At 58.3% G+C, this 13,794-nt stretch carries 17 protein-coding genes; 10 read left to right on the top strand and 7 right to left on the bottom strand.

From position 1 onward, the window contains the following. Positions 1-67: 67 nt before the first annotated feature. Both phaZ and ACR0C6_RS02350 read left to right on the top strand, forming a co-directional pair. On the top strand, positions 68-1,339 hold the full coding sequence (gene phaZ, locus ACR0C6_RS02355; protein WP_480618130.1) for a polyhydroxyalkanoate depolymerase: 1,272 nt from the start codon (positions 68-70) through the stop codon (positions 1,337-1,339). Further along, complete coding sequence (locus ACR0C6_RS02350; protein WP_480618128.1) at positions 1,339-1,932, top strand: DUF6151 family protein; 594 nt, start codon at positions 1,339-1,341, stop codon at positions 1,930-1,932. Before phaZ ends, ACR0C6_RS02350 begins: the two co-directional genes overlap by 1 nt. Here ACR0C6_RS02350 and ACR0C6_RS02345 read toward each other — a convergent pair. The 4 genes from ACR0C6_RS02345 to ACR0C6_RS02330 form a co-directional block, all read right to left on the bottom strand. Next, positions 1,929-2,639 (bottom strand): alpha/beta fold hydrolase, encoded by a 711-nt coding sequence (locus tag ACR0C6_RS02345; RefSeq protein WP_480618126.1) that lies wholly within the window; start codon positions 2,637-2,639, stop codon positions 1,929-1,931. The genes ACR0C6_RS02350 and ACR0C6_RS02345 overlap by 4 nt on opposite strands. An 84-nt stretch (positions 2,640-2,723) precedes the next feature. Further along, positions 2,724-3,338 (bottom strand): hypothetical protein, encoded by a 615-nt coding sequence (locus ACR0C6_RS02340; RefSeq protein ID WP_480618809.1) that lies wholly within the window; start codon positions 3,336-3,338, stop codon positions 2,724-2,726. Positions 3,339-3,387: 49 nt separating this feature from the next. Beyond that, positions 3,388-4,380 carry an alpha/beta hydrolase gene (locus ACR0C6_RS02335; RefSeq protein WP_480618124.1) on the bottom strand — a complete coding sequence of 331 codons (993 nt, stop codon included), beginning with the start codon at positions 4,378-4,380 and terminating at the stop codon, positions 3,388-3,390. After that, complete coding sequence (locus tag ACR0C6_RS02330) at positions 4,380-5,129, bottom strand: alpha/beta fold hydrolase (protein ID WP_480618808.1); 750 nt, start codon at positions 5,127-5,129, stop codon at positions 4,380-4,382. The genes ACR0C6_RS02335 and ACR0C6_RS02330 overlap by 1 nt, the downstream gene beginning before the upstream one ends. A 193-nt stretch (positions 5,130-5,322) precedes the next feature. On the opposite strand from ACR0C6_RS02330, the gene thrS reads away from it, so the two are divergent. The 5 genes from thrS to ACR0C6_RS02305 all read left to right on the top strand — a co-directional run bounded on the left by thrS (position 5,323) and on the right by ACR0C6_RS02305 (position 10,007). Further along, positions 5,323-7,281 carry a threonine--tRNA ligase gene (thrS, locus tag ACR0C6_RS02325; RefSeq protein ID WP_480618122.1) on the top strand — a complete coding sequence of 653 codons (1,959 nt, stop codon included), beginning with the start codon at positions 5,323-5,325 and terminating at the stop codon, positions 7,279-7,281. 221 nt (positions 7,282-7,502) lie between these two features. Beyond that, a complete protein-coding gene (locus ACR0C6_RS02320) occupies positions 7,503-7,805 on the top strand; it encodes a BufA1 family periplasmic bufferin-type metallophore (protein ID WP_152458482.1) in 303 nt (100 codons plus the stop codon). A 71-nt stretch (positions 7,806-7,876) separates the two neighbouring features. Next, positions 7,877-8,734, top strand: a complete 858-nt coding sequence (bufB, locus tag ACR0C6_RS02315) for an MNIO family bufferin maturase (RefSeq protein WP_480618120.1) — start codon at positions 7,877-7,879, stop codon at positions 8,732-8,734. Further along, complete coding sequence (locus ACR0C6_RS02310; RefSeq protein WP_480618118.1) at positions 8,731-9,492, top strand: HvfC/BufC family peptide modification chaperone; 762 nt, start codon at positions 8,731-8,733, stop codon at positions 9,490-9,492. The genes bufB and ACR0C6_RS02310 overlap by 4 nt, the downstream gene beginning before the upstream one ends. Further along, positions 9,489-10,007 carry a DoxX family protein gene (locus ACR0C6_RS02305; RefSeq protein WP_480618116.1) on the top strand — a complete coding sequence of 173 codons (519 nt, stop codon included), beginning with the start codon at positions 9,489-9,491 and terminating at the stop codon, positions 10,005-10,007. The genes ACR0C6_RS02310 and ACR0C6_RS02305 overlap by 4 nt, the downstream gene beginning before the upstream one ends. 1 nt (position 10,008) lies before the next feature. Here ACR0C6_RS02305 and ACR0C6_RS02300 read toward each other — a convergent pair whose 3' ends face one another. Together ACR0C6_RS02300 and ACR0C6_RS02295 are read right to left on the bottom strand one after the other, a co-directional pair. After that, complete coding sequence (locus ACR0C6_RS02300) at positions 10,009-10,377, bottom strand: hypothetical protein (protein ID WP_224853107.1); 369 nt, start codon at positions 10,375-10,377, stop codon at positions 10,009-10,011. Between the two features lie 40 nt (positions 10,378-10,417). After that, the gene (locus ACR0C6_RS02295) at positions 10,418-10,735 is read right to left on the bottom strand and encodes an ArsC/Spx/MgsR family protein (RefSeq protein WP_171228027.1); all 318 of its coding nucleotides are present in this window, start codon (positions 10,733-10,735) and stop codon (positions 10,418-10,420) included. Between the two features lie 214 nt (positions 10,736-10,949). On the opposite strand from ACR0C6_RS02295, the gene ACR0C6_RS02290 reads away from it, so the two are divergent. Then, positions 10,950-11,156, top strand: coding sequence for a cold-shock protein (locus ACR0C6_RS02290; protein WP_152458488.1), 207 nt, complete (start codon positions 10,950-10,952; stop codon positions 11,154-11,156). 364 nt (positions 11,157-11,520) lie between these two features. Here ACR0C6_RS02290 and thyX read toward each other — a convergent pair whose 3' ends face one another. Then, positions 11,521-12,429 (bottom strand): FAD-dependent thymidylate synthase, encoded by a 909-nt coding sequence (gene thyX, locus ACR0C6_RS02285; protein WP_480618115.1) that lies wholly within the window; start codon positions 12,427-12,429, stop codon positions 11,521-11,523. Positions 12,430-12,604: 175 nt separating this feature from the next. On the opposite strand from thyX, the gene ACR0C6_RS02280 reads away from it, so the two are divergent. Beyond that, positions 12,605-13,033: a VOC family protein gene (locus ACR0C6_RS02280; protein WP_171639216.1), complete on the top strand. Its 429-nt coding sequence runs from the start codon at positions 12,605-12,607 to the stop codon at positions 13,031-13,033. Next, a complete protein-coding gene (locus tag ACR0C6_RS02275) occupies positions 13,030-13,731 on the top strand; it encodes a DUF1194 domain-containing protein (RefSeq protein WP_480618114.1) in 702 nt (233 codons plus the stop codon). Before ACR0C6_RS02280 ends, ACR0C6_RS02275 begins: the two co-directional genes overlap by 4 nt. The last annotated feature ends 63 nt before the right edge of the window (positions 13,732-13,794 follow it).

Genomic DNA, 13,794 nt, shown 5'->3' with positions numbered 1-13,794 from the left:
GTGGGTGCTGGGGGGCAAAGCGACGAATGGTCCGAACTCTCAGGATGACACTCAGGAGGCCCCATTTATGCGCTATATGATGACCTACGACCTTATGGAGTCCATGCGTAACACCAACCAGTGGCTTGGTGCAACCGCAAGCGCGATGGCGTCCTACCCACTGTTTTCCATGACACCCAACCCGGCGTTCAGCTGGATGGCTGCCTGGGGCGAAGTCACCGAACGAACCTTCCAGCGAATGATCGTCAAACCTGACTGGGGCATTCGTACTTTCACCTGCGAGGATGGAAAGGACCATCTGGTCGAGATCACGACAGTTCTGGAACGCCCCTTCGGCGATCTGGTTCATTTCCGTGTCAACGGCCGGGAAGAACAACAGCGCAAGGTCCTGCTGGTTGCGCCCATGTCCGGCCATTACGCCACGCTGCTGCGTTCGACTGTCAAAAGCCTGCTGGTCAATTGCGAAGTTTACATCACCGATTGGCATAATGCGCGCGATATTCCTGTGTCTGCCGGCAAGTTCGATGTCGAAGACTACACGCTCTACCTTGTAGATTTCATGAAGGAACTGGGGCCGGACACGCATGTCGTCGCGGTTTGTCAGCCCGCCCCGCTGACACTGGCGGCCACCGCCTATCTGGCCGAGGTCGAACCCAAGGCTCAACCCAGCACTCTGACACTGATTGGCGGGCCGGTGGACCCGGACGCGACCCCGACCGACGTCACCGACTTTGGACGCCGTGTGACGATGGGTCAGCTGGAAGAAACCATGATTCAACGGGTCGGATTCAAGTACAAGGGTGTCGGGCGTATGGTCTATCCCGGCCTGCTGCAACTGGCCTCGTTCATGTCGATGAACGCCGATCGCCACTCCAAGGCGTTTTCCGATCAGATTCAGCGTGTTATCCGCAACGAAGCCTCGGACTTGGATGCGCATAACCGTTTCTATGACGAATATCTTGCGGTGATGGACATGACGGCCGAGTTCTATCTGTCAACAGTCGAACGCGTGTTCAAAAACCGCGAGATCGCACGCAACGAATTTGTTGTCGCCGGCCACAAGGTGGATATCGGCAAGATCACCGATGTTGCCGTGAAATCGGTCGAAGGTGCGAATGACGATATCTCGGCGCCCGGTCAATGTATTGCTGCCCTGGACCTGTGCACCGGTTTGCCAGACAGCAAAAAGGCCAGCCACGTAGAACCCGGCGCGGGCCATTACGGCATTTTCGCGGGCCGCAGCTGGCGCGACAACATTCGCCCGCTTGTGATTGATTTCATGAACGAAAACAGCCGCAAGAAACGTCGCCGCGCTGCGAACACCAACAAGGTCGCCTGATGAACATGGGCGGGCCATTACATCGTGGCCCCGCCTTTTCCTGCAGTTGCGGCCAGTTGAAGGGTCAAATCTCGGACCGGGGCGTTCGGCTTGGAACCCATGTCGAGTGTTTCTGTCATGACTGCCGCGCGGCGCAGCTTTATTTCGGGCAGCCCGACCCGGCGCCCGGCCCGGTGGACATCTTCCAGATGGCACCGGATGAAATCGAAATCACCGCCGGAGGCCAATTCCTTTCGGCCATGAAACTCAGCCCAAATGGTATGCTGCGATGGTATGCCAGCTGCTGCAACGCCCCGCTGGCGACGACGCCACAGACTGCACGTTTGCCCTTTGCAGGGTTTATCGTCGGCAGGATGACCGGTGATGTTTCCGCATTGGGGCCGGTCACGACCCGTGGGTTTGTCCCTAGACCCGATGGAAAACAAAAACACGAAAAGGTCAGGTTTGCGGCGTTTGGCCTTTTGCGCCGCGCCCTGCTATCGCGCCTGTCAGGACGGTGGAAGAAAACGCCGTTTTTCGACCCCGAGACCGGCGATCCTGCGGTCGTACCGAATGTCATTTCGAAAGACGAACGCGCAGCGCTTTACCCCTAGACAAACCTTTGCGGGATATTCAGCCAGGTTTCCAGGGCTTTGTTCACGGCATCGGGCGCTTCAAGCGGCAGCAGATGTCCGGCATTTTCGACGATCTCCAACGCGGCCTCCGGTATCAGGTCAGACATGAAAGAATGCCGTCTGACCGGGGTAAGCGTGTCATGGGCACCGCACATGATCAAAGTGGGGACTTTGATCCGGCGCAACGATCCCTGTTGGTCGGGTCGGCGCTGCAAGGCACGCATTTGGCGCGCAAAAGTTTCGGCGCCCAGATCATTCGCCATTGTCAAAAGATCATTCAGAATGGGGATTCGCCTGGGCCCCGGCGCCAAAGTATCGGTGCCGACCAGTTGGCGCATGACTTCTTCCAGCCGCCCACCCAGGGCCCCGATGATCAGATCCTCGCGACTGGCCGCGATCTGAGGTGTGTCCTCCTGTGCGTCCGTCGACATCAGGCACAGTCGCGTCACCCGTTCCGGTGCCCGCCGGATCAGTTCTAGCCCCACCACACCACCCATGCTCAGGCCCGCCAATGCAAACCGATGTGGAAGCTGATCCAACAGCCTCGAGGCGATCTCTTCAATTCGCTCGCCTCCGGAAACAGGTGCAACAGTGACGGGCCGTGACCGTGACAACACCTCGATCTGAGGCCGAAACAGCCGGGCATCACACATCAACCCAGGCAACAACACCAGCGGTTCGTTCACGCGGGGGCTCCATCTGCTCGGTTTTCCGAGTCCTTCCAGTTGTTGTCAGGATGAGAGTTTTGCCGCAGCCGGGCAAGGAAAACTTCACGGGTAGGCGATGGCGCGAAATGCCGGAAAATCGGCGTAACGGGCTTGCCGCGTCGCAAGGTCTTCACCGGGTTCAGCGCCGGGCCTCAACAGACACCCACGCGGAGCAATATAGCTGTCGATCCGGCGATGCGGCCTGGGCCGCCACACAAGATTGAACGCACAGAGCTTGGGGAAGAACCAGATTTCGGAATACTCCAGATGATCGTGCATCCACCACGCCAGATCCCGCCAGTCCCTGCCCTGCGCATATTGATCCGCGAACCACGGGATAACGATGGATGCCCCGGCAATCCGCGCATCCCCTTCCCCGCGATCCCAGATGTGGCATTCCAGCGGGTGATCGTTTCGGGCGCAGTTCAGCTTGTTTTCATTGCCAAACCGGTTCAAGGACGATGAACGATAACCCGACCTGACCGCGACCCGGCCAAATGTCTCTTCCAAAGGGTCAAGAAGGGTTTCGCAAAACGCGCGACCTGTTTCGATCGCCAGATCCGGGTTGTCCGGAATATTCTGCTTTTGGTGGAAGTTGCCGATTTCCGAATACAGAAAATCGCGCATGAAGAAATGCCGGGACAAGCGGGCACGACCCAGGGTCTCAAGGCTCCACATGCTGCCCGGCTTACGCATCTTGCATCCTTTTTATCCGATCAATCAGGGTTTACTCCACCCCCAAGCCCTTCAGCCACTCCAGAATGCCAGCAACGGCGGCATCGGTTTGACCCGGCGACATCAACCGCCCCGCGATAACATGCGAAGACGGATCGTCACCCGGCCCCATCGTCACCAGCTCGACCGTTGCCGGAGTGCCCCAGGCCTCGGCAACCTTGTGCGTCCGGTCCGGCTGCACAACCTGATCATCATCCGAAAACCAGAACAAGGCGGGTATCAGGGCCTCAGAGAAATCCAGCGCATAGACCGTATCCACCAGCACGGACATCGGCACGACGGCTTCCCACGGGTAGACCGACGTCCAGTACCTGTTCTTCTCTGGGTCCGGCCCTGACACATCGCGTTCTTGCCCCATGAGAACGGGCAACCAACTTCTTGCCCAAGGCAACGAAGGCACCCACGCCGCGACGGTATTCACACCAAAGTTCGGCGAGACAAAAACCATGCCGACCACATCCTGGCTGAGGTCGGCATCCAACGCAGCGGCCGCCGCCAGCGTTCCTCCGGTCGAGGTGGAAATGACGATCACCTTTTCCCCGACCGCACGCGCCGCTGCCAGCCCTTCGGCGGTATCCTGCATCCAGCCCGAGGCCGTACCCTTGGCCATTGCCGGCCCATCCCGACCGTGACCTTGCAGCCGCGTGTAGACCAGATTGGCGCCCAAAGCGTCAGCCACCAGATCAGGCACGGGGCGGATTTCCTCGGAACTTGCTGAAAAACCGTGGATGTACAGAACAGAATACGGCGTGCGCTGTTCCTTGAACCCGTCCTGCCAGATCACGCGCTTTTCGACACCCGGAACGATGTCATCATAGGCAGACTCGGTGCTTTCAAAATAAACCTGAACACCTTCACCAAATTTCCGAGAATCAAAAGTCGGGTGCAGGTTCACTTCCTCGCGCGGGCCGAACCAGTAGACCAGGCCGCCAAGAACAACCAGCGCCAGAAGAGCGCGCCCCAGAAACCAACCAAAGCGCCGCATCAGGCTTCTCCCAACACGTCAAGTACCGCGGTCTCGATCAAACCCAGGCACTTCTCGTCCGAGAAGCGATGATCAGCCCCCTTGACCAACAGCAGCCGCATGTCCGGACCCGCAGCATGTTCCAGCAGCCGCACGGCTGTTTCTGTCGAAACCGCCGTGTCTGCGGTGCCTTGCAGAAACCGAACCGGGAACGGCAGATCCAGAGCGCCCCGCAGAACCAAATTCTGGCGTCCATCTTCGATCATGCGCTTGGTGATGATATAGGGTTCCATATAGTCGGACGGCAGCTCGACATGGCCGACAGTGTCCAGCGCAGCTTTTTGTTCGTCGCTGAACGAAGCCCAATACCCGTCCTCGGTGAAATCCGGCGCGGCGGCGATTGTGACCATGCCAGCAATTCGCGCGGGCATGACCTTGGCCAGCAGCAATGCCTGCCATCCCCCCATTGATGAACCCACCACGATCAAAGGTCCGTCCGTCAATGCCTTTACCGCGGCCAATGTGTCCTGATGCCAGTCACCGATACAGCCCTCGGTGAACGCGCCCGAGCTTTCGCCGTGGCCGGAATAATCGAACCGCAAGAACGATTGCCCCCGCGCCTGTGCCCAGGCTTCCAGATGCACGGCCTTGGTGCCTTCCATGTCCGATTTGAGCCCGCCCAGAAAAACGATGGTCGGTCCTGCCCCTTCGGTCTTGTGGTAAGCCAGTCGCCGCCCCTGCGGCGTCTCCAGAAAATCCGTCGCTGCCATGAAATCCTCTTTCTCTTTGGGCAACATCATGCACGGCAGCACGATGGTCGCAATTCCGGAATTCGATTTCCCGTTGCGTCAGCTACGCACCATGCGACACTTGACAGTAATTGTTGCACCTGCCACATGGACCGAACACACATAACCCGCAACCGGGCGTTCAGTGGGCGCCAAACCGACGAGGAGAGCCGATATGGCCCTGGATTCTCAATCCGTCTCTCTCACCTTTCCCGATGGCAATGCACGCACCTACGCCGCAGGCGTCACGCCCGCGCAGGTGGCTGCCGACATCTCGACCTCGCTGGCCAAAAAGGCCATCTCGGCCACCGTTGACGGCCAGCACTGGGACCTGCAATGGCCCATCGAATCCGACGCGCAGATCGCCATCCACACCATGAAGGATGAGGCCCAGGCCAATGAGCTGATCCGCCACGATCTGGCCCATATCATGGCGCGCGCGGTTCAGGAAATCTGGCCCGCCACCAAGGTCACCATCGGCCCCGTCATCGAAAACGGCTGGTATTATGACTTCGACCGCGAAGAGCCGTTCACGCCGGAAGATCTCGGCCTCATCGAGAAAAAGATGAAAGAGATCATCAACAAGCGTGATCCCGTCACCACCGAGGTCTGGGACCGCGAGCGCGCGATCGAGTTCTACAAGGCCAACAACGAGCCCTACAAGGTCGAGCTGATCGAGGCCATTCCCGGCGACGAGCCGCTGCGCATGTACTGGCATGGGCACTGGCAGGATCTGTGCCGAGGTCCGCACCTGCAACATACCGGGCAGGTTCCGGGGGATGCGTTCAAGCTGATGTCCATCGCCGGCGCCTATTGGCGAGGCGACAGCGACCGTGCGATGTTGCAGCGTATCTATGGTGTGGCCTTCACCGGAAAGGAAAAGCTGAAAGCGCACCTGCATATGCTGGAAGAGGCCGCCAAGCGCGACCACCGCAAGCTGGGCCGCGAAATGGACCTGTTCCACATGCAGGAAGAGGCCCCCGGCCAGATTTTCTGGCACCCCAACGGCTGGACGATCTACACCCAGTTGCAGGACTACATGCGCCGCCAGCAGCGCAACGGCGGCTATGTCGAGGTCAATACGCCGCAGGTTGTAGACCGCAAACTGTGGGAAGCATCGGGCCATTGGGACAAGTATCAGGAAAACATGTTCATCGTCGAAGTGGACGAGGAACATGCCCGCGAAAAGGCGATCAACGCGCTCAAGCCGATGAACTGCCCCTGTCATGTGCAGATTTTCAATCAGGGCCTGAAATCCTATCGCGACCTGCCGCTGCGCATGGCCGAGTTCGGGTCTTGCAACCGCTATGAGCCGTCAGGTGCGCTGCACGGTATCATGCGTGTGCGCGGCTTTACCCAGGACGATGGGCACATCTTCTGCACCGAAGACCAGATCGAGTCAGAAACCGCAGAGTTCATCCGGTTCCTGTCCCGGATCTACAAGGATCTGGGATTCGAGAACTTCTCGGTCAAATTCTCGGATCGCCCCGAGAAACGGTCGGGGTCGGATGAAGTCTGGGACAAGGCCGAAGCCGCGTTGCTCAGCGCGACACGTGCTGCCGGGATCGAGCCGGAGCTCAACCCCGGTGAAGGCGCCTTTTATGGTCCCAAGCTGGAATTTGTTCTTACGGATGCGATCGGTCGCGATTGGCAATGCGGCACGCATCAGGTTGACTTCGTGCTGCCCGAACGCCTTGATGCCACCTATATCGGCGCTGACGGCGGCAAGCACCGCCCCGTCATGCTGCATCGCGCGACGCTGGGCTCGTTCGAGCGTTTCATCGGTATCCTGATCGAAGAACACGCCGGCAAGCTGCCCTTCTGGCTTGCGCCGCGTCAGGTCGTGGTTGCGTCCATCACCTCCGATGCGGATGGCTATGTCGCCGAAGTGGTCGAAACGCTGCGCGCAGCCGGTGTGCGGGCCGAAGCCGACATTCGCAACGAAAAGATCAACTACAAGGTTCGTGAACACTCGATCGGCAAAGTTCCGGTCATTCTGGCCGTCGGCCATCGCGAAGTTGAAGACCGCACCGTCAGTGTCCGGCGTCTGGGCGAAAAACAGACGCAGGTCCAACCGCTTGACGTTGTAACAAACGAGCTGTCGCAGGCAGCCACCCCGCCGGATTTGCTGTAACAATCGGCAGCATATTGCTGGGAATCTGGCCCCCGAATTGGGGCCAGGTTGAAACAATTCGCTCTTTCTTCATCAAAAACAATGCATTACGCTGCAAGAGGGCAAGCCGCCCTTTGACGTGCTTGTGAGACACGGGCTCGTGAATTCAACTCTGTCTATCAAGCTACTACCTTTGTCATTGTCACAAGCAGACATACCCAGTCATCAAGAGGATTACCGAGATGTCGAACACAGCCAAGTCCCTGGTTATCGCAACCGCAGTCGCAGCCGCCGTATCGGGCGCCGCAACCACTGCATCCGCTCAGGCAAAGGAAAAATGCTATGGCGTATCGCTGGCCGGTCAGAACGACTGCGCCGCGGGCCCCGGCACCACCTGCGCGGGCACCTCGACCGTTGATTATCAGGGCAACGCATGGACCCTGGTTGACGCAGGCACCTGCGCGGATATCGAACTGCCCGCACAGGCGGACGGCACCCCGCGCAAAGGCTCGCTGGAAGCCCTGGATCGCGATCTGCCCGCATAAGAACGGCCTGACGAATTCAGGGGCGGGCACTATCGCCCGCCCCTTCCCTTTCGTGATCAAGGAACTGACCCATGCTGGATGATGCCCAACGGTCGAACCGTCTGCCCGCAGCGCCGGGCGTTGGTTACAAGCCGCAACACTTCGCTCAGATACTTGAACACGCACAGCCCGTCGCATGGTTGGAAATCCATGCCGAGAACTACATGGGCGACGGCGGGCGGCCTCTGGCGCAGCTGCGCCACCTTTCCGAACAATTCCCGATCTCGGTCCATGGCGTCGGCCTGTCCATAGGCGGCGAAGGCGCGCTGGACCCTGATCACCTGGCCCGGCTGAAACATCTGGTGGGCTGGCTGAGTCCCGCCAGCTTTTCCGAGCACCTGGCCTGGTCCACACATGACACCCATTTCTACAACGACCTGCTGCCCCTGCCCTATACCGACACAACACTGACGCGCGTTTGCGATCATATCGATCAGGTTCAGGACACCGTCGGACGGCAGATGCTGTTGGAAAACCCCTCAAGCTATTTGGCTTTTGAAGAAAGCACCTGGTCCGAGCCGGACTTTCTGCGCGAAATTGCACGTCGCACCGGATGTGGCTTGTTGCTGGATGTCAATAACGTCTTTGTCTCTGCCACCAATCTGGATTTCTCTCCTCAGGGTTACATCGATGCCTATCCATTGGAAAAAGTGGGGGAAATCCACCTTGGAGGTCATGACGAGGATGAAGACGATCACGGCCACCCGCTGCTGATCGACAGCCACGGGCGTGAAGTCGTCGATCCGGTCTGGGCGCTGTTGGACTACGTGCTGGAACGCACCGGGCCGAAGCCCGTCCTGATCGAATGGGACACCGACGTACCGGACTGGTCCATTTTGCGGGAAGAGGCCGTTCGCGCGCAGACCGCCCTTGAACGGATCCCGGCATGAGCGTTTCGCAATCCGAATTTCGCGCGGCCATGATGGATGCGTCAGCCCCTGTCCCCGAAGGTTTGCTGGACGCCCAGGCGCAGCCAGCCGGTCGTCGGTTCAGCGTCTATCGCAACAATGTCGCCGTGTCCTTGACCGAAGCGATGCATCAGGCGTTTCCAGTCATTACCAAGTTGCTGGGGCCACAGAACATGGACGGGCTGGCCGGGATATTTCTGCGCCAGCACCCGCCATCATCACCGTTGATGATGTTCTATGGTGAAGCCTTTCCCGAATTCCTGGCCGGAATGCAGCAGCTCGCCCATCTTGGTTACCTGCCGGATGTGGCGCGGCTGGAACTTGCCTTGCGCAAGTCGTACCACGCCGCCGACAGCCAACCCGCCCCGGCAGACGCGCTGGCCGTAGACCCCGAACAGGTCATGCGAGCCCGGCTGCGTTTTGCCCCGGCCATGCGGGTGGTACGCTCGGACTGGCCCATTCACGCGATCTGGCGTTTCAACACCGAAACCGACGCGCCGAAACCCGATGCGCGCGCCGAGGATGTTTTGATCACGCGCCCGGAATTCGACCCGGTTGCCCAGTTGCTGCCCGCCGGCGGCGCCGATTGGATCGCCCATATGCAAGGCGGCGACACGATCGGTGAAGCATTTGAAAAAACCGCTGCGGCGCAACCGGAATTTGACCTTGGAACCACTCTGGCACTGCTTTTGCAGGGCGGTGCAATAACTTCTGTGACTATCGAAAGGCTGGAGACATGACTGCCCTGATCTCACTTCACAACAATGTTCTGGGAAAAATGGACCTGGCGTCCAACTGGCTTACACCCACGCTGGCGCGACTGGTCTTTGTCGCGGTTCTTCTGGTCTATTACTGGAACTCGGCGATGCTGAAGATCGACGGCTCGATCTTTTCACCTTCGGCCGGTGCCTTCGGTCAGATTTTCCCCAAAGCCGCCGAAGCCGTCCTTTACGACGTATCCCAAATGACGTTCTTTCAACGGGTCGTCATTTTCTTTGGCACGGTTGCAGAATTCGTCCTTCCCGCGCTGCTGCTGGTCGGTCTGTTCACCCGCCTGGCGGCCTTGGGTATGATCGGTTTCATCTGGGTGCAGACCCTGGTCGATGTCACCGGCCATGGCGTGAAACTGGGCAGCCTGTTCGACGCGGCGCCATCCATTATGGATCAGCGCACGATGTGGACGTTCCTGATGCTGGTGATCGTAATCAACGGTGCAGGCCCCATCTCACTTGATCGGATCCTGCGTCTGAAATGACCTAGAAATGCGCTTTGGGCTGGTCCGGTTTACCTGCCGCCAGCCCAAGCACCCCGGCAACCCCGGCAAACGCGATCGGGAACATGGTGAACACACCAAATCCGAATGCGTAATACATCGCCGCCGCTGAAATCAGCAGCAGGATCCCGGCAACAAGGGCGCGCGCGGGCGCCATCGCGCCCCCGGCAATGGCCAACAAAGGCGCAATGATCGACACAGCCTGAATCATGTCAGGGTTGTCCACCTGCCTCAGAACGCCGTCTATCTCGCCGACGTGATCGATGACGACCACCTTCGCATAGCCGAAAAACCCGACGATCATCCCGATCAGCCCGGCAATCACGCCCAAGATCATGGCGGCATTACGCATTGAACGTCCTCACTGTTGCTTGCAGGCACATAAGCATTCCTCAAGAAATGCCAAGCTGCGTGCGTGTTTCCGCGGTCCAGCCAAGAAACAGCTCTCCGCCTTTCTCGATCAACGGGCGCTTCATCAGGGTGGGATGTTGTTTCAAAAGCTCCAAAGGTGCTTTCGCGCGCTGGTTGTCATCCAATCCGCGCCATGTCGTTGACCTGGTGTTGAGCAAAGCATCGCCGAAGTCAGCAAGAGCCTGCGACAGCACAGCATCCGGCACGCCATCGCTGCGGACATCCACGAACTCTGCGTCTGGCAATGTTTTCAATGCTTTGCGACAGGTGTCACAGGTTTTCAACCCATAAAGGCGCATGTTTTTACTGCTCCTGCATTTGATTGCATTTTAGGCAAACTTGCCAGTTTCAGGCGGTTATTCTTGATTTTTTACTTCACCGTGCAATGTTGAAAAAGGCGAAACACACGAAACGGACTGTTCAGCAAGTGCCAAACAGTCGTTTTTGTGGTGACGCTGACCACAGCCCCCACCAATTTGTGGGACAATGCGCAAGTAGAAGGAGACACGGGACATGCCAACCGGCACCGTGAAATGGTTCAATACCACTAAAGGTTATGGTTTTATTGCCCCTGATGAAGGGGGCAAAGATGTGTTTGTACATATCTCGGCCGTAGAACGGTCCGGCCTCACCGGACTCGCAGACAATCAGAAAGTCTCGTACGAGTTGCAGGACGGACGCGACGGCCGACAAATGGCTGCGGAATTGAAGCCGTTGTAACGACATCCCCGCTGATCGCGGGATGGATCCATTAAGGTTGGCGGCCAATTTCCGGCCGTCAACCACCCCCTACCGGGCCTGTTCCATTACCCGCGCGCGGATTGTTCATTTGCGCGGCGCCTATGGTGTATATCCGCCGCGGTGGTGTCGGATACCCAGGGTTCCTGCGACCAGCCTCCAGCCCCGCCCGCGAACCGGATTTCCCAGGCTTTCATTGTGTGCTCGAGGCGGCGCTGGCACGTTGCGACGCCCATCGTTCCGATTTCAGGTCATCGTGCATGCGTCGCAAGAACCCACACACTGCCCAGGCGATGGGCCGCTTGGCATGACACTCCGAAGAAATTGGTGCGCGGCAATTCGAATTCTATTTGCGAATGATCTCTTCGAATTCGCGCCACTCCCGCGCCGTCATGCCCGAGCTTTCCTGCGTGACCTCCTCACCCGCCAGCATGCGGCGCAGGCTTTCAACCATCTGAGCCGACAGGTTGACGGCCCCAAGACGGTAGTCCTCGAAGGCTTTGTAGGCAAAGGGCACCCAGTCGGCGACGATCTTGCACATCGTATCAGCATAGACGCGGATCTCATATTGAGCATGAGGATCAGCGCGCAGCCGCAGAAAATGGAACAGGTTGTGCAGGTCGACCTTCCAGTACCACTGCGTATAGATGTTTGCGGGCAGGTTCATCCGGGCCAATTCTCGAGCCAGCCCCTGCTGCCCGTCCTGGCTGATCATCGCCTCGTAATTGTCATAGCACCGCGCGCTGTCAGCCTTGAGGATGTCCAGAACACGCGCGGCCTCTTCACCTTCCAAAGCAGAGCCACGGCCTTGATTGTTCACTTCTGATTGGGCGGCCACATCTTCGGCTGCGGGAATATAGAACTCACGATCCAGAATCGAATACCGCGCCGAGTATTCATTTACATTGGCCGTACGGTGCCGAATCCACTGCCGCGCCACGAAGACCGGCAGCTTTACATGCAGTTTGACCTCGCACATTTCGAAAGGGGTCGAATGCCAGTGCCGCATCAGGTACCGGATCAAACCTTCGTCATTCTGAACCGATTTGGTTCCCTTGCCGTAAGACACACGCGCGGCCTGACAGATGGCCGCATCATCGCCCATATAATCAATCACGCGGACAAAGCCGTGATCCAGAACCTGATGCGCGGTGTACAGGTGATCTTCCATTCCCGCTGAAACGACGCGACGAGTGGGATGCGATTGGGCACGTTGCGCTTCGATCTCGGCCTGTTGGTCAGCGGACAGCGGCATCAAGTTTTCCTTTCTGGCAATGAGTCGCTCCCTACTATATCTCGCCAACCGCAACATCGAAACCGCGATATATGCCGCAACCCACGCAAAATTCAGTTCGCCAGACCCAGCGGTCTCGACACACTAGGTCGGCGCGCTAAGCTCTTTGCAAACTGAGTCGAAAAGGATGACCAAAATGGCGCTGACATATCTTCACACCATGGTCCGCGTGAAGGATCTGGAAAAATCCATGGCGTTTTACAAGCTTCTGGGACTGAAGGAAACACGCCGCTATGACAGCGAAGCCGGGCGGTTTTCGCTGATTTTCATGGCCCCTCCGGAGCAGGAGGATGCGCCCATCGAGCTGACCTACAACTGGGACGGTGATGATGGCCTTCCCAGCGACAGCCGCCATTTCGGTCACCTCGCATACGGCGTCGACAATATCTACGAGGTTTGCCAGCACCTTCAGGACAATGGCGTCACGATCAATCGCCCTCCGCGTGACGGTCGCATGGCCTTTGTGCGCTCACCCGACAATATCTCGATCGAGCTTTTGCAAAACGGCGATGCTCTGGAGCCGAAGGAACCCTGGGCCAGCATGGAAAGCGTTGGCCACTGGTGATCCGGTGGGTCATAACGCTTGGGTTGGCCGCGCTGGCCAGCCCGATCAAGGCCGAGACGTGTCGTCTGGCCCTTGCATTGGCCATGGACATTTCAGTGTCGGTCGATGAGGCCGAGGACGTACTGCAACGGCAGGGTTTGGCCGCTGCGCTGATCGCACCCGAAGTGCAGGAGGCCTTTTTTTCCTCTCCTATGCCGGTTGCTTTGGCTGTTTACGAATGGAGCGGTCGGTCCACCCAGCACGTCATTTTGAATTGGTTGCTGATAGAAGATGTTGCCGACCTGCTTTTCGCCTCCGGTCAGATAAGTGCCTCTGTGAGATCAGATTCCGGATCAGCGACCGCCATGGGCTATGCCCTGGCTTACGGGTCTACCTTGATGAACCAGGCACCCGACTGCTTGTTTCAAACGATTGACCTGTCCGGAGATGGTTCAAACAACGATGGCTATGGGCCGCAAATAGCCTATCGTCACTTCGCGTTCCAGAATGTGGTGGTCAATGGCCTCGTGATCAACGCGGCGGATTTTGAAGGCGAACTTTTTCTGATCCCGTTTTTTAAAAACAATGTTCTGCATGGTCCCGGTGCCTTTTTGGAGGTCGCTCAGGGGTTCGAAGATTTCGAACGGGCCATGCGGAAAAAGCTGAAACGGGAATTGAGCGGTTTGCAGATTGGTGCGCTTGATGAAAACCCGCAATAAGTCCGCGCCTGAGCGCTGCATTTACGGGCCTGTTCTCTGGACCAGCATTTGAACAAGGCCGCC

The organism is Ruegeria sp. AL12 (assembly GCF_056540885.1).
The sequence above is the reverse complement of the archived record's forward strand: the minus strand, read 5'-3'. Positions and strand labels throughout refer to the sequence as shown.

Coding starts and splice junctions, on each gene's coding strand:
- phaZ (WP_480618130.1), top strand. CDS start 68: ATGCGCTATATGATGACCTACGACCTTATGGAGTCCATGCGTAACACC.
- ACR0C6_RS02350 (WP_480618128.1), top strand. CDS start 1,339: ATGAACATGGGCGGGCCATTACATCGTGGCCCCGCCTTTTCCTGCAGT.
- ACR0C6_RS02340 (WP_480618809.1), bottom strand. CDS start 3,338: ATGTGGAGCCTTGAGACCCTGGGTCGTGCCCGCTTGTCCCGGCATTTC.
- ACR0C6_RS02335 (WP_480618124.1), bottom strand. CDS start 4,380: ATGCGGCGCTTTGGTTGGTTTCTGGGGCGCGCTCTTCTGGCGCTGGTT.
- ACR0C6_RS02330 (WP_480618808.1), bottom strand. CDS start 5,129: ATGGCAGCGACGGATTTTCTGGAGACGCCGCAGGGGCGGCGACTGGCT.
- thrS (WP_480618122.1), top strand. CDS start 5,323: ATGGCCCTGGATTCTCAATCCGTCTCTCTCACCTTTCCCGATGGCAAT.
- ACR0C6_RS02320 (WP_152458482.1), top strand. CDS start 7,503: ATGTCGAACACAGCCAAGTCCCTGGTTATCGCAACCGCAGTCGCAGCC.
- bufB (WP_480618120.1), top strand. CDS start 7,877: ATGCTGGATGATGCCCAACGGTCGAACCGTCTGCCCGCAGCGCCGGGC.
- ACR0C6_RS02310 (WP_480618118.1), top strand. CDS start 8,731: ATGAGCGTTTCGCAATCCGAATTTCGCGCGGCCATGATGGATGCGTCA.
- ACR0C6_RS02305 (WP_480618116.1), top strand. CDS start 9,489: ATGACTGCCCTGATCTCACTTCACAACAATGTTCTGGGAAAAATGGAC.
- ACR0C6_RS02300 (WP_224853107.1), bottom strand. CDS start 10,377: ATGCGTAATGCCGCCATGATCTTGGGCGTGATTGCCGGGCTGATCGGG.
- ACR0C6_RS02295 (WP_171228027.1), bottom strand. CDS start 10,735: ATGCGCCTTTATGGGTTGAAAACCTGTGACACCTGTCGCAAAGCATTG.
- ACR0C6_RS02290 (WP_152458488.1), top strand. CDS start 10,950: ATGCCAACCGGCACCGTGAAATGGTTCAATACCACTAAAGGTTATGGT.
- thyX (WP_480618115.1), bottom strand. CDS start 12,429: ATGCCGCTGTCCGCTGACCAACAGGCCGAGATCGAAGCGCAACGTGCC.
- ACR0C6_RS02280 (WP_171639216.1), top strand. CDS start 12,605: ATGGCGCTGACATATCTTCACACCATGGTCCGCGTGAAGGATCTGGAA.